14 protein-coding genes are annotated in these 13,979 nt (G+C 55.3%); 9 read left to right on the plus strand and 5 right to left on the minus strand.

Annotated elements, in window-relative coordinates; all coding sequences use genetic code 11:
- Positions 1–51 precede the first annotated feature (51 nt).
- Positions 52–1,014 (plus strand): FAD:protein FMN transferase, encoded by a 963-nt coding sequence (locus AK59_RS0108500; protein WP_029882556.1) that lies wholly within the window; start codon positions 52–54, stop codon positions 1,012–1,014.
- Here AK59_RS0108500 and dcuR read toward each other — a convergent pair.
- Together dcuR and AK59_RS0108510 are read right to left on the minus strand one after the other, a co-directional pair.
- Positions 995–1,714 (minus strand): two-component system response regulator DcuR, encoded by a 720-nt coding sequence (gene dcuR / locus AK59_RS0108505; RefSeq protein WP_013097755.1) that lies wholly within the window; start codon positions 1,712–1,714, stop codon positions 995–997. The genes AK59_RS0108500 and dcuR overlap by 20 nt on opposite strands.
- Positions 1,711–3,327 carry a sensor histidine kinase gene (locus AK59_RS0108510; RefSeq protein ID WP_029882557.1) on the minus strand — a complete coding sequence of 539 codons (1,617 nt, stop codon included), beginning with the start codon at positions 3,325–3,327 and terminating at the stop codon, positions 1,711–1,713. Before AK59_RS0108510 ends, dcuR begins: the two co-directional genes overlap by 4 nt.
- 164 nt (positions 3,328–3,491) lie before the next feature.
- On the opposite strand from AK59_RS0108510, the gene AK59_RS0108515 reads away from it, so the two are divergent.
- The gene (locus AK59_RS0108515) at positions 3,492–4,355 is read left to right on the plus strand and encodes an N-acetylmuramic acid 6-phosphate etherase (protein ID WP_013097753.1); all 864 of its coding nucleotides are present in this window, start codon (positions 3,492–3,494) and stop codon (positions 4,353–4,355) included.
- A 56-nt stretch (positions 4,356–4,411) separates the two neighbouring features.
- Here AK59_RS0108515 and ompC read toward each other — a convergent pair whose 3' ends face one another.
- The gene (gene ompC / locus AK59_RS0108520; RefSeq protein ID WP_029882558.1) at positions 4,412–5,578 is read right to left on the minus strand and encodes a porin OmpC; all 1,167 of its coding nucleotides are present in this window, start codon (positions 5,576–5,578) and stop codon (positions 4,412–4,414) included.
- A gap of 432 nt (positions 5,579–6,010) precedes the next feature.
- On the opposite strand from ompC, the gene drpB reads away from it, so the two are divergent.
- The 4 genes from drpB (at position 6,011) to AK59_RS0108540 (ending at position 8,994) form a co-directional block, all read left to right on the plus strand.
- Positions 6,011–6,280: a cell division protein DrpB gene (gene drpB, locus AK59_RS0108525; protein ID WP_029882559.1), complete on the plus strand. Its 270-nt coding sequence runs from the start codon at positions 6,011–6,013 to the stop codon at positions 6,278–6,280.
- Positions 6,281–6,331: 51 nt separating this feature from the next.
- Positions 6,332–7,033, plus strand: a complete 702-nt coding sequence (locus AK59_RS0108530) for a phosphohydrolase (protein ID WP_029882560.1) — start codon at positions 6,332–6,334, stop codon at positions 7,031–7,033.
- 61 nt (positions 7,034–7,094) lie between these two features.
- Positions 7,095–8,510, plus strand: coding sequence for a DNA cytosine methyltransferase (locus tag AK59_RS0108535; RefSeq protein ID WP_029882561.1), 1,416 nt, complete (start codon positions 7,095–7,097; stop codon positions 8,508–8,510).
- Positions 8,491–8,994 (plus strand): very short patch repair endonuclease, encoded by a 504-nt coding sequence (locus AK59_RS0108540; RefSeq protein ID WP_029882562.1) that lies wholly within the window; start codon positions 8,491–8,493, stop codon positions 8,992–8,994. The genes AK59_RS0108535 and AK59_RS0108540 overlap by 20 nt, the downstream gene beginning before the upstream one ends.
- Here AK59_RS0108540 and yedA read toward each other — a convergent pair.
- Positions 8,954–9,868, minus strand: coding sequence for a drug/metabolite exporter YedA (gene yedA / locus AK59_RS0108545; protein WP_029882563.1), 915 nt, complete (start codon positions 9,866–9,868; stop codon positions 8,954–8,956). The two genes, AK59_RS0108540 and yedA, sit on opposite strands and share 41 nt — an antisense overlap.
- A gap of 169 nt (positions 9,869–10,037) precedes the next feature.
- Between yedA and AK59_RS0108550 the strand changes: the two genes are divergently transcribed.
- From AK59_RS0108550 to dgcQ, 3 genes are all read left to right on the plus strand, one after another.
- On the plus strand, positions 10,038–10,958 hold the full coding sequence (locus AK59_RS0108550; protein ID WP_170942733.1) for a DUF808 domain-containing protein: 921 nt from the start codon (positions 10,038–10,040) through the stop codon (positions 10,956–10,958).
- A 78-nt stretch (positions 10,959–11,036) separates the two neighbouring features.
- Positions 11,037–11,219, plus strand: a complete 183-nt coding sequence (locus AK59_RS0108555) for a YodC family protein (protein WP_013097745.1) — start codon at positions 11,037–11,039, stop codon at positions 11,217–11,219.
- A 73-nt stretch (positions 11,220–11,292) separates the two neighbouring features.
- Entirely contained in the window at positions 11,293–12,993 is a 1,701-nt protein-coding gene (gene dgcQ / locus AK59_RS0108560) for a cellulose biosynthesis regulator diguanylate cyclase DgcQ (RefSeq protein ID WP_029882565.1), read from the plus strand.
- On the opposite strand, the gene AK59_RS0108565 is transcribed toward dgcQ, so the two are convergent.
- Entirely contained in the window at positions 12,978–13,808 is an 831-nt protein-coding gene (locus AK59_RS0108565; protein ID WP_029882566.1) for a mannosyl-3-phosphoglycerate phosphatase-related protein, read from the minus strand. The genes dgcQ and AK59_RS0108565 overlap by 16 nt on opposite strands.
- Positions 13,809–13,979: the final 171 nt, after the last annotated feature.

A 13,979-nucleotide genomic window follows, 5' to 3' on the forward strand; every position in this document is an offset into this window, starting at 1 on the left:
TTTTCCCTGGCGGCGCGGTGCTTGCCGGGGCTACATCTGAGGACTCATGCTATGCCTGATGACCATCGCGTTTACAGTTATTCCGCCGTCCTGATGGGATCGCCCATTCTCCTCAAACTCTTTTCCCATGACGAAGCCCTCGCCTCCCGCGTGTTTCGCCTGATCAAACAGTACGAAGATCTGCTTACCGTTAACCGTGCGCATTCGCAGGTGATGGATATCAACCATGCGGCCGGTCAGCATCCGGTTGCCGTCAGCCGTCCGGTGTTTGAGTTGATCCGCTGCGCAAAAGCGGCGAGCCTGCTCAAGGACAGCGCGTTTAACCTGGCGATTGGCCCGCTGGTGAAACGGTGGAAAATCGGCTTTCGCGGCGACAGCGTGCCGCCCGCTGAAGACATCGCCGCCTTGCTGGCGATTACCCGTCCTGAGGATGTGGTGCTGGACGAGGCCAGCAGTAGCGTCTTTTTGATCCAAAAAGGGATGGAGATCGATCTGGGCGCCATCGCCAAAGGCTATATCGCTGACAGAGTGCGGGATTATCTGCGCAAAGAGGGCGCTGAACTCGGGCTGATCAACCTCGGGGGCAATATCCAGACGCTGGGCTCGCCGGAGGGGGGCTGGAGCGTGGGGCTTAAAAAACCGTTTGCGGGTGATGAGCTGATCGGCGCGATGACGGTAGAGAACCGCTCCGTGGTGACGTCGGGAACCTATGAACGCTACTTTGAACAAAACGGCAGGCGCTACCACCATATCCTTGACCCGCGTACCGGGTATCCGCTTGATAACGAACTGGACAGCGTGACCATCATTTCAAACGATTCCATCGACGGGGATATCTGGACCACGCTGATGTACGGCATGGGCGTGGAGAAAGGCTGCGCGGTGCTGCGCGCGCGACCTGATATTGAAGCGATTTTTGTGACCAAAACAAAAGAAGTGGTGCTCTCTTCAGCGCACCACTTCCGCTTTACCTTGCTGGATAACAGCTATCGCATTACTGACAGTACTGTTTGAGCAGGCCTGTCTGCTCGGGCTGGAGACGGTAACGATATACCGGGCGCCCGGTAGCGCCGTAGTGAATGCTGGTGAACAGAATATTGATTTGCGCCAGCCAGATCAGATATTTGCGGCAGGAGACGCGCGAGATATTCACTGCACTGGCCAGGTCATCGGTGGAAAACTCGGTCTCCGGGTGAGCGTCAATCCACTGGCAGATAGTGCGCAGCGTTTGCGGCGTTAACCCTTTTGGCAGCTTTTTGCTGTCTGCCAGCTCCGGCGCGCCGCCGTGGATCAGCCTGTCGACGTCCGCCTGCTCATAATACTGGTGCGAGCCCATTAGGCTGTGCTTTGCCTTCCAGCCGTTCAGCGCCTCTTCAAAGCGCGGGAACTGGAACGGTTTAATCAGATAATCCACCACGCCGTAATGGATAGAGGTCTGGATTGTCGCGGCGTCCGCAGCCGAAGAGATCATAATGACATCGATTGGGCGACCGGAGGCGCGGATCACCGGCAGCAGATCCAGCCCGTTATCCTGCTGCATGTAGACATCCAGCAGCACCAGATCAACCGGCTGGGCAGGGTTGTTAATAATGGCCTCGGCCTGGTTCAGCGTGGAGGCGACGCCGCAGCAGCTAAAGCCTTCAACACGGTTAACATACAGACGGTTGAGGTCGGCTACCATGGCGTCATCATCGACAATTAATACATTTATCACGCGATATTCCTCTCGCTATCCCAGGGGATGTGAACAAAAAATTGGGTAAATACGCCAGGTTCAGATTCGACAGTGATATCACCGCCCAGGTTCTGAATTTGCTGGCGGGCAAGGAACAGCCCAACGCCCCGGTTTTCACCTTTTGTTGAGAAGCCTTTAGTAAAAATAGTCTCCAGCTGGGCGGGATCAATTCCCGGGCCGTCATCGCTGACTTCACAGCTGAGCCAGCCATTCTGATAGTGCAGCAGCAGGGTGATTTCGCCTTCCTGCTGGCCCTCCATCGCGTCCAGCGCGTTTTCAATCAAGTTACCGAGCACGGTAACCAGCACCGCGACCTGCTCTTCGTTGGCGGTATCCGGTATCTGGCACTCATCCGCCAGGGTGAGGGTGATCCCCGCTTCTTTCGCCCGGTTGATTTTACCCAGCAGGAACCCGGCAATCACCGGGGATTTCACCTTGCTCTGGATGGTGCCAATGTCCGTCTGATAATTGTGCGCTGTCAGCAGGATGTACTCTTCCAGTTTGTCGTAGCGCTTGATATGCAGCAGGCCCAGGATCACGTGCAGTTTGTTCATAAACTCGTGCGTGTGGGCGCGCAGGGCATCGACGTAATTCACCATGCCGTCGATGCGCTGCATCAGCTGGCTGATTTCGGTTTTATCGCGGAAGGTGGTGATGGCGCCTATCACCCGCTCCTGGCTTTTCACCGGCACCATGTTGCACAGCAGCAGCCGTCCGTTGCAGCTGATCTCCTGATCCTGACGCGCGATGCCCGTCTTTGACACCTCACGCAGGCTGGCCAGCAGGGGGGCGCTGGCGTTTTCGGTCTGCTTGCCGGAGGGCAGGAGCAATATCTCTCTGGCGGTGTGGTTTATCATCGTCACGCGGCCATGAATATCGACCGCTAACACTCCTTCGCGCAGCGACTGCAGCATCGCCTGCCGTTGCTCAAACAGCGCGGAGATTTCATACGGCTCCAGCCCGAACAGGATGCGTTTCAGAACGCGAACCAGTCCCCAGATCGCCATGGAGCTCATAAAGATACTGAACAAAATGGTCCAGACGGCGTTGAGTCGCCCGCGGGCGATCTGGTCTTCCACTTTTTTAAGCGAGATGCCGACCACCACCACGCCGATCTGCTCGTGCTGGCTGTCATACACGGGCGTAAATACGCGAAGGGCTTCCGCGAGCGCGCCCCGGTTAACGGAGACGTTCTCTTTCCCTTCCAGCGCCGGGTTCAGATCGTCGCCGATAAAATGCAGACCAATCAGCGCTTCGTTCGGGTGCGAATAGCGAATACCGCGCATGTCGGTGACCACGGTCAGCAGCAGGTCGTTGCGTTTTGTAACGCCCTGGGCGATGGGCTGGATGATATCGGCCTGCGGCGGTTGCATCAGGCCACGCTGGATCTCCGGGCTGTTCGCCAGTGTTCGGGCAATACCCAGCGCCGTATCTTTGACGTCATCGCGGGTCGCCCGGGTGATCTGCACTGAATAGAGTGCAAAGACCAGCAGCAGCACAGAGGCGATGATCGCGCACACCATCAACGTGACCAGCGTGTTCAGTTTCATGGGGCGCTTGCGCGTCTGGGGAAAGGGCTGCAAATCGCTCATCAACACTCCGCGATGAAGAAGAAAGGGGTAATTATCGCCGATGACGCGCTTTTCTTAAAGCTGTGTAAAAGCATGCATTTGCTCCGCTTTTCGTGACCCTCCTCGCATGTCATCCATATAAAACACTTTATAGTGTGTGGGTACTCATAATAAGGAGGCTGTTTATGAGCATTATGCTTACCGGTTCGGTCAAGGAAAGACGGCACGCCAGCACGATGAATATCGATAGATTGTCCACGCTGGACATGCTGAAAGTTATTCACCAGGATGATGCACTTATCTCCGCTGCAATCACCCCTTTTTTACCCATTATTGCCCGTGTGGTGGATAACGCCGCCGCGACCCTGAGCCACGGGGGGCGTCTGGTTATGGTTGGCGCGGGGCCGTCCGGCTGTGTGGCGAAACAGGCGGCGGATGAGTATGCCCCGGGTAAAACCCCGGTGATTGCCATCACGGCGGACGACGATGCGACAAGCTACGAGCGCGGCGTTGCCGACCTGCAGGCGATTAACTTTGGCGAGCACGATATGATGCTGGCGGTCACCGTAAGCGGAAAAACGCCGTGGGTCTGGGGCGCCATGCGGCATGCGTGGTCGCTCGGTTCACCGGTGGCGGTGATTACCGATAATGCGCAAAGCGAAGCGGCGCAACTGGCAAGTATGGTGATTGCGCCAGAGCTGGGCCCGGATGTGGTTGCCGGGTATCTGAATACCAAAGCGGCCATTGCGCAGAAAATGATCCTCTCTATGGTGACCACCGGGCTGGCCGTCCGCACCGGGCGGGTTTACAGCAACCTGCGCGTGGATCTGGAGGCGAGCAGCACCCAGTGGGCTGAACGGCAAATCGCGATAGTGATGGAAGCGGGGGGATGCACCCGAGCGGTAGCAAAAGCCGCGCTGGAGAGCTGTAACCATAACTGCAAAACGGCGGTGCTGATGGTGCTGACCGGGCTGGATGCCTGGAAAGCGCATGAGTTGCTTGCGCAGAATAACGGGTTCATTCGTGTGGCGTTGCAGGAAGCGCCGTAATAGAGCGCGCAGGAATAAAAAAAGGCCGCGATTGCGGCCTTTGGTGTTTTGGGGGATTAGAACTGGTAGGTCATGCCTACGCCAACGATGTCATCAGTGGAGATGCCATTGTCTTTATAGAAGCGATCATCGTTGTCCAGCAGGTTGATTTTGTAATCAACATAGGTGGAGAAGTTTTTATTGAAAGTGTAGGTCATGCCAAGGTCGATGTAATTGACCAGGTCCTGATCCACATAGTCGTAACCATTACCAGTATTGTAATCGTTACCGCCAATGTCTTTGCCTTTGGAGTAAACCCATGCCAGAGACGGACGCAGGCCAAAATCGAACTGGTACTGGGCTACGGCTTCAAAGTTCTGAGTTTTATTAGCGATACCAAAATCACCATATGGTGTCATGTTACGGGTTTCTGCATACATCATCGCCAGGTAAACACCTTCAGCATCGTATTTCGCGCCAACGGTCCAGGCTTCTGCACGTTCACCACCTGCATATGGGCTATAGCGGTTGTAGTTACCTGCACCATAAGCAACTTGTTTATTCGTACGGTCAGAAGAAGAGTAGGCCGCACCCAGGCTCAGGCCGAAATCGAAATCATAGGTGGTAGACATACCGAAGCCGTCACCATTCTGGAACCGTACATCTTCGTGACCGTTTTTGGTTCCTTCCTGATCTTCCTGAGCAAACTGGCCTTCATTCGCGCCCTGATATTGCAGCGCAAAATTCAGACCTTCAACCAGACCAAAGAAATCCGTATTACGGTAGGTTGCCAGACCGTTAGCACGGCCATTCATGAAGTTATCAGTCCAGGTGTAGGAATCACCACCAAATACCGGCAGCATATCGGTCCAGGCTTCTACGTCATAGACGACACCATAATTACGGCCATAATCAAATGAACCGTATTCGCCATATTTCAGACCCGCATAGGCCAGACGGTTAAAGGATTTATCACCGGCGGACTCAGTATTATTTGCGTAGGTTTTATATTCCCACTGGCCGTAACCGATCAGATCGTTGGTGATCTGAGTTTCACCTTTGAAGCCAACCTGCACATAGGTTTCATCGCCATCGTCGCCAGGGTTGTCAGAGAAGGTATGACGTGCATCGACTTTACCGTACAGGTCAACTTTATTACCGTCTTTATTGTACATCTCAGCGGCATTTGCTGCCCCAGCCATTAATAACGCGGGTACAAGAATGGCCAATACTTTTCTTTTCATTATATATTCCCTTTAGAGATAATTTATATGAATATATGTAATCACGCTCCGCAACTACAGCGTCGATACTATTCCAGGAGAGGGGGTTTAAGTTCAATAATAAATGTAATTAAATGGGTAAAAACATTACTAAATATTTCTAAGTGTCGCTTTATTTTTCTCGTGAATTATAATTTGAAATATATATTGGTTAATTATTGTTAAGTATTTTTCGTGGTTATTTTATAAATTCTATTATTAACCTTAATTATATTTCTCCGGATTAAACACTCACCAGTCGTCCTCTTCTGTAACCTTGCCCAGGATCAACTTAAGGCAAACTGAGCGTCAGAAACCTTCACACAGCACAAGGTTTAATGCCAAAATGTGACGATTATCACAAAACCAGAGTAAGCATGTGCAAACGGTACGGCGGTGACCGTGGAGTGAAAGATGGAACGAAAAATCGAACGCAGCCTGGGAGGCAAACTGGCCCTGTGGGTGTTTTACGCTTTTTGCGGTTACTTTGTCTGGGCAATGGCCCGGTATATCTGGGTGATCAGTAAAATACCGTCGCTGCCGAATGCAGCAGTGGAAGGGGATTTGGGGTCGACCAGCGGCAAATGGCTTGGGGCATTGCTGGGGTTTCTGGTGCTGGGCACGGTCGGCCTGATCCTGGGCGGGATTGCGTGGTACACCCGTCCCCGTCAGGACAACTCGTGATAGCGTCCGGGAAAGTTGCTATTGTAACCATTTTAACAACAGGACGTGATGATGGAACTTACGCAGTGGCAGCAACGTTTTGAGCGCTGGCTCGGGGAAAACCACACCACCGACGACACCGCGCATGATATTTCGCACTTTCGTCGCGTCTGGATGACGGCGCAAAAAATCCTGGCTAACCAGGCGGTCGAGCCGCTGGTGATCCTGACCGCCTGCTATTTCCACGATATTGTCAGCCTGCCGAAAAACCATCCTGAACGCGGCCAGTCATCCCAGCTGGCAGCGCGTAAAACGCGTGAGATCCTGCATCGCGACTTCCCGGACTTTCCCCCCGCGCATTATGATGCCGTGGCGCATGCTATTGAGGCGCACAGCTTCAGCGCCGGGATCGCGCCGCAGAGTCTGGAAGCGAAAATTGTGCAGGATGCTGACCGGCTGGAAGCGTTAGGGGCAATTGGCCTGGCGCGCGTGTTTGCCGTTTCTGGGGCGCTGGGCGTGCCGCTTTTTGACGCACACGATCCCTTTGCTGACGCGCGAACCCCTGATGACCGGGCGTTTGCCCTCGACCATTTTCAGACCAAGCTGCTGCGCCTGCCTGATACAATGCAAACAGAAATGGGGCGCGAGCTGGCACGCCACAACGCCGATTTTCTCATCCAGTTTATGGCAAAACTGAGTGCCGAATTACAGGGTGACTGCCTGGGGCTGGATAGCCAGGTACTGAGCCGCTTCCGCCGCAGTTTGCACCGTTGAACTGTGGTAATCTGTTTCCAGTCTTTATTGTCCGGTTAAAAGAATGCAGGAAAATCGATCAGTGAGTGAGCCCGCACCTGAGCAGGCTGAGAAATCAACGGCAACGGTGCAGGCGCTGCTGCGCCAGCTGCTGGATATCTATGATGCCAAAACCCTCGCCAGCCAGCTCATGGCACACGGTGAGGGCCACTGGAGCCCGGCAATCATAAAAAGACTTATCACCAGCGAGCGGGCAGGGCATCGCCTGAGCGACGGCGAGTTTCGTTATCTGCAAACATTGCTTCCGCGTCCTTCCGCCGCCCATCCCCATTATGCCTTCCGCTTTATCGATCTGTTTGCCGGTATCGGGGGCATTCGACACGGTTTTGAAGCCATCGGCGGACAGTGCGTCTTCACCAGTGAGTGGAACAAACACGCGGTCCGCACCTATAAAGCCAACTGGTATTGTGACCCGGATGCGCATCAGTTCAACGCGGATATCCGCGATGTCACGCTGAGCCATAAAAGCGGCGTGAGCGATGAAGAGGCGGCCGAGCATATTCGCCAGAACATCCCGGCGCATGACGTACTGCTGGCGGGCTTCCCGTGCCAGCCATTCTCGCTCGCCGGGGTATCGAAGAAAAATGCCCTCGGACGTGCCCACGGTTTTGCCTGCGATACGCAGGGAACCCTGTTTTTTGATGTCGCCCGTATTATCGATGCCCGCCGTCCGGCCATTTTTGTGCTGGAAAACGTCAAGAATTTAAAGAGTCATGACGGCGGTAAAACCTTCCGCATTATTATGCAGACGCTGGATGAGCTGGGCTACGACGTGGCGGATTCCCAGGATATGGGTGCCGATGATCCGAAAATCATTGACGGGAAATACTTCCTGCCCCAGCACCGGGAACGTATTGTGCTGGTCGGGTTCCGCCGCGATCTCAACCTGAAAGGTGATTTTACCCTGCGGGATATCCCGTCGCTCTATCCGGCGCGCCGTCCGTCCGTCGCCGATCTTCTGGAGCCCGCCGTCGACGCGAAATTTATCCTCACCCCGGTGCTGTGGAAGTACCTCTATCGCTATGCCAAAAAGCATCAGGCAAAAGGCAACGGTTTTGGTTTTGGCCTGGTCAACCCGAACGATCCGCACTGTGTCACCCGCACCCTGTCCGCGCGCTATTACAAAGACGGTGCGGAGATCCTGATCGATCGTGGTTGGGACAAAGCGCTGGGCGAGAAAGACTTTGATAACCCTGAGAACCAGCGTCATCGTCCACGTCGCTTAACCCCACGCGAGTGCGCGCGGCTGATGGGGTTTGAGACGCCCCAGGGGTACAACTTCCGCATTCCGGTCTCTGATACGCAGGCCTACCGACAGTTTGGCAACTCGGTGGTGGTGCCCGCCTTTGCGGCGGTGGCGAAACTGCTGTCCTCACGCATTAAACAGGCGGTTGCCCTGCGCCAGAGTGAGGCCGTCAATGACGGATGTGCACAATAAGGCGACGCGCAGTAAAAACATGCGTGCCATCGGCACGCGTGATACGGCGATTGAGAAACGCCTCGCCGGGCTACTGACTGTGGCAGGCTTTGACTTTCGGGTGCAGGATGCCGCACTTGCCGGGCGTCCTGATTTCGTCATTGATGCCTATGAGTGCATTATCTTTACCCACGGCTGCTTCTGGCACCGTCACGACTGCTACCTGTTTAAAGTCCCGGCGACGCGCACCGATTTCTGGCTGGAGAAGATTGGCAAAAACGTCCAGCGCGATCGGCGGGATATCGCCACGCTTGTCGAACAGGGATGGCGGGTGCTGGTGGTGTGGGAGTGTGCGCTACGCGGCAGACTGAAGCTGAACGATCGGGATCTGACCGAACGGCTTGAAGAGTGGATCTGCGGCGGCGGTCAGACCGCGCAGATCGACACTCAGGGCATTCATCCGTTTACGGTTTCTCCACCTGACACGGCACCACCTCAGGCTTAGCGGGCAGCAGGTATTTCCCCAGCGTGACCAGCACCACGGCAAACACAATTACGCCCAGCGCCAGCCATTCAACCGGCGACAGCGTTTCACCGCCGAGTCCCGTTCCCAGCAGCACGGCCACCACCGGGTTAACGTAGGCGTAGCTGGTGGCGACCGCCGGAGAGACGTTGCGGATGAGGAACATGTACGCATTAATGGCAATGATGGAGCCAAACAGCGCCAGATAACCCACGGCGAGGAAGCCAGACAGATCCGGCATGGTTGTCAGCGTTTCGCCCGTCAGCATGGAGGCAATCAGCAGCACAACTCCTGCGGCAAGCATTTCAATGGCACCCGCCATCATGCCGGACGGCAGCTCAATACGCGAACCGTAGACGGAGCCAAACGCCCAGCTCATGGATCCGATAAGGATAATCACGGCCCCCCACGGGTTACCGCTCAGGTTGCCGCCGCTGTTGAGCAGAATGATCCCGGCGAGCCCAATTCCAATCCCCAGCCATTCCAGCTTGCGGGTGCGAATGCCGAAAAGACGGCTAAAGCAGAGCGTGAACAGCGGGACGGTGGCGACCACCACCGCCGCGATACCTGAGGGCACGTTCTGATGTTCAGCAACCGTGACAAAGCCGTTGCCCACGGCCAGCAGCAGCAGGCCAATCAGCGCCGCATTCAGCATCGGGCGCAGCGGAGGGAGTTTATGTCCGCGCAGCAGCAGGAAGGCCATCAGCAGGACGCCAGCCGAGAGAAAACGGATACCCGCCATCATCAGCGGAGGCCAGCTTTCCACCCCAATGCGAATGACGAAGTAGGTTGACCCCCAGATGATATACAGCGAAAAGAGCGCCCCGATGAGCGGTAGTAAGTGCCGAAAACGCATAGTCCCTCACGACGAAATAAAAAGTTCGCTCATAGTAAACGCCAAAACTACCGGGCTGGCGAGCCCTTTAATTGTGTAGTTGCTGTGAAATTTTTGTTGACGCAATGTGCCTGTTTCCGGGTGTGCGGTTTTGTTCCATACTATTCACTTAATTAGCAAAAAAAGAAGGATAGTCATTTTGGCGGGAAGTAGCTTATTAACATTGCTGGACGATATTGCCACCTTGCTGGACGATATTTCCGTTATGGGAAAACTGGCGGCGAAGAAAACAGCAGGGGTTCTGGGGGATGATTTATCGCTGAATGCGCAGCAGGTAAGCGGGGTGCGGGCTAACCGTGAGTTGCCGGTAGTATGGGGCGTGGCGAAAGGCTCATTCCTCAACAAGGTGATCCTGGTGCCGCTGGCGCTGCTGATCAGCGCCTTTATCCCCTGGGCGATTACGCCGCTGCTGATGATTGGCGGCGCTTTTTTATGCTTTGAAGGGGTAGAGAAGGTGCTGCACTCCTTCGCCGCGAGGAAGAAGCACGACACGCCAGAAATGCGCCAGCAGCGTCTGGAAGCGCTGGCAGCGCAGGATCCAAAAACCTTCGAACGCGATAAAATCAAGGGCGCCGTTCGTACCGACTTTATTCTGTCGGCGGAGATTGTGGCCATTACGCTGGGTATCGTGTCTGAATCGCCGCTGCTGAATCAGGTGCTGATCCTCTCCGGGATCGCCATTCTGGTGACGGTGGGGGTTTACGGCCTGGTGGGGCTTATCGTTAAACTCGATGACATTGGCTTCTGGCTGGAAGCGAAATCGAGCGCGGTAGCTAAAGGGATCGGTAAAAGCCTGCTGGTGCTCGCCCCATGGCTGATGAAGAGTCTTTCCGTGGTGGGGACGCTGGCGATGTTCCTTGTTGGCGGTGGGATTGTGGTACACGGTATTGCGCCGCTGCACCATGCGATAGAACATTTTGCTGCACAGCAGGGCGCCGTGGTGGCGGCCATTCTGCCTACGCTGCTTAATCTGGTGCTGGGCTTTATTGTGGGCAGTATTGTGGTCGCCGCAGTGAAGCTGGTTGAAAAGCTGCGCGGTACGGCGCACTAATTGTTACCCGCGCCAGGATGCAAAAAGGCCATTCCTCGTCTAAATTGAAAAAGTTTCACCCTGATACAGGAGGCAGGTATGGTCTTTTTGGTCAGTGATGAAGTTAAGCCTAAGAAGGGCGGCCCACGTATGATTGTCACCGGCTATTCCAGCGGAATGGTGGAGTGTCGGTGGCATGACGGTTACAGCATCAAGCGGGAAGCGTTTCGTGAAGATGAGCTTCAGCCGGGTGACGGGCGGCAAAAGCGTGACAAGGCTTAATCACTTAACGCCCGGCCTTGCCGGGCGTTTTTATATCAAGTATCGGGTGTAAGGAAGCGATCAGGGAGTATGTGTGCAGCGTGATACTTTTGTTGTAAGACGAACTTTTCTGCAATGGCTGCATAAGCGTAGCAATCCAGGTGCGATTGTTAATCTCTGTTTTCTGGTGGTACTGGTTTTTTCGACCCTCCTCACCTGGCGTGAAGTGGTGGTGCTGGAAGATGCCTATATCTCAAGCCAGCGCAACCATCTGGAAACGGTGGCCACGTCGCTGGACAGACAGCTTCAGTTCAGCGTGGACAAACTGCTTTTTTTTCGCCAGAGCATGCGCGATGCGCTCCAGACGCCGCTGGCGTTTGATGTCCTGCGTGCAGCGGTGACACGCTTCAATGCAGACCGGTCTCGTCCTTTCTGGCAACTTGCCGTGGATACAAAACGTACGCTGCCCATCAACGGCGTATCGGATGCCTTTGTTGAAAAGACCACGCTGCTTAATCGCGACGATGAACTTCTCGATAATGAAGTGTCTGCTGCGCTTGAAGTGGGGTATTTGCTCAGGCTGGCCTCACCGGTCATGCGCAGCGAAGAACGTGTGGTCTATGTCTCCCGCGCCGGGTTTTACCTTTCCACGGAGACAGCGACACAGACTGCCGATATTATCCCGCGCTATTACCATCTGGTGACCCAGCCCTGGTTTACGCAGCAAACGGAACGTAACAACCGTGCGCGCGCGGTACTGTGGTTTATCACCTCGCCGTCAACCTGGACGGGCAACGAGCGCATGATCACCGCAAGCGTACCCATCTATTTTGACCATTACTGGTACGGCGTGGTGGCGATGGATTTTTCTCTCAATACCATGAAACGGATGCTGGCCGACGCGACGGATGACCACGCCGAGGGCGAATATCAGCTGTATGATACCCGGCTCAATATGATTGCCTCTTCTGAAGCGTCCACAAGCGAGGCCAACCATTTTGATGAGCGTGAAACGGCACAGATTGCGCATGCTATTGAGAACAATACCGGCGGCGGGATCCGGCTCGGCAGCCGTTTTGTCAGCTGGGAGCGGCTCGACCATTTTGACGGGGTTATCCTGCGGGTGCATACCCTGCATGAAGGGGTAAAAGGCGACTTCGGCAGCATCAGTATCGTGCTGGCGCTCCTGTGGGCGCTCTTCACCGCCATGCTGCTGATCTCCTGGCTGGTGATCCGCCGGATGGTCAGCAACATGTACACGCTCCAGCACTCGTTGCAGTGGCAGGCCTGGCACGATCCTCTCACCCGCCTCCATAACCGTGGGGCGCTGTTTGAGCGGGCAAAAGCGCTGGCCGGGCAATGTCAGGCGCAGTCGCTGCCGTTCTCGGTGGTGCAGATCGATCTCGATTATTTTAAAAGCATCAACGACCGCTTCGGCCATCAGGCCGGAGATAAGGTGCTGTCCCATGCGGCGGGGCTGATTTCCAGCGCCCTGCGTAAGAACGACGTTGCCGGGCGCGTGGGCGGGGAAGAGTTTTGCGTGGTCCTGCCGGGTATCGGGCTGGAGGAGGCGAGAGCGGTGGCGGAACGCATTCGCTCACGCATCGACAGCAAAGAGATCCTGGTGAAAAAGAGCACGACGTTGCGTATCAGCGCGTCGATGGGGATCAGCTGCGCGCAGGAGAAGGGGAATTACGACTTCGAACAACTGCAGTCGATAGCGGATGCCCGGCTGTACCTGGCAAAACAGCGCGGCCGCAACCAGGTGGTGTGGGACGATCAGGACAAGAAGTGATCCAGCCCTTCATGCCAGCCCGCCGGTCCTGCTTGCTGCGTGTGATAAACCCGGGCAGGGTTATCGTCGCGCAGCGTGATGCCCTGGCGGTTAATGCCCTTGATCACCACCGCGAAGTCGACGCTGTCGAGCAGGGGCGCATCATTCGGACCATCGCCCAGCCCGAGCGTCGTGGGCATGATGCCTTCCTGTTCGCGATACTGCGCAATCAGCCAGTTCACCGCCACGTCCTTACCGCAGCAGGCGTCCAGAATGTGCCAGAAGCGGGCACCCTGCAGGCATTTCAGACCGCGCTGCGCCAGCTCCTCTTCAAACTGCACCATTTTCTCATCGGTGTCGCGCCAGATGAGCGTGACAGAGGCTTCATGTTTACGCGCAAGCGTCGAACGATAGCGGCTCAGCCCCGTCCATTCGCCGATCACCCGGTCATCGACATCGTCAAAGGTGGTGAATTTATACCCTGCCTGCATGCGGATTTGCTCAATGAACGGGCGAATGTCGCGGTGAAGCATTCCCATAGTATGGCGCTGCGCCTTTTCCCAACGGACATCGGGCTGGATGACCGCGCCGTTTTCGGCAATAAACGGTAACCCCTCGAGGCCCAGATCCTGCTGAATATCCTGCATCTCCGCTGCGGTTTTGCTGCTGCACAGAATGAGCGGTACCTGAAAATCCTGCAGCTTATCCAGCCAGGGCATTGCCGGCTGCCAGGCGTAGGTATGAATATCCAGCAACGAACCATCCAGGTCGGAAAAAACCAGCAGGGTGTCCTGCAGGGAGGGCCGTGCAGCTCCCGATTGCGAATAGCGCTTCATCTAAGAATATTCCTAAAAAATAGGACTGTCGGAAGGGAAACGCGCGGAACCGATCCCGCCAAACCCGCATTCGACGTACCTTGCTGCTCATAACAAAAATTCACGTTTAAAAAATATAATATTCGCCACGAGAATATATGCTTGTCAGGCAAAATCGTTGAGGATAGTGTT

The sequence above is a fragment of the Enterobacter sp. T1-1 genome (assembly GCF_000710795.1).
Taxonomy (GTDB): Bacteria; Pseudomonadota; Gammaproteobacteria; order Enterobacterales; family Enterobacteriaceae; genus Enterobacter; species Enterobacter cloacae.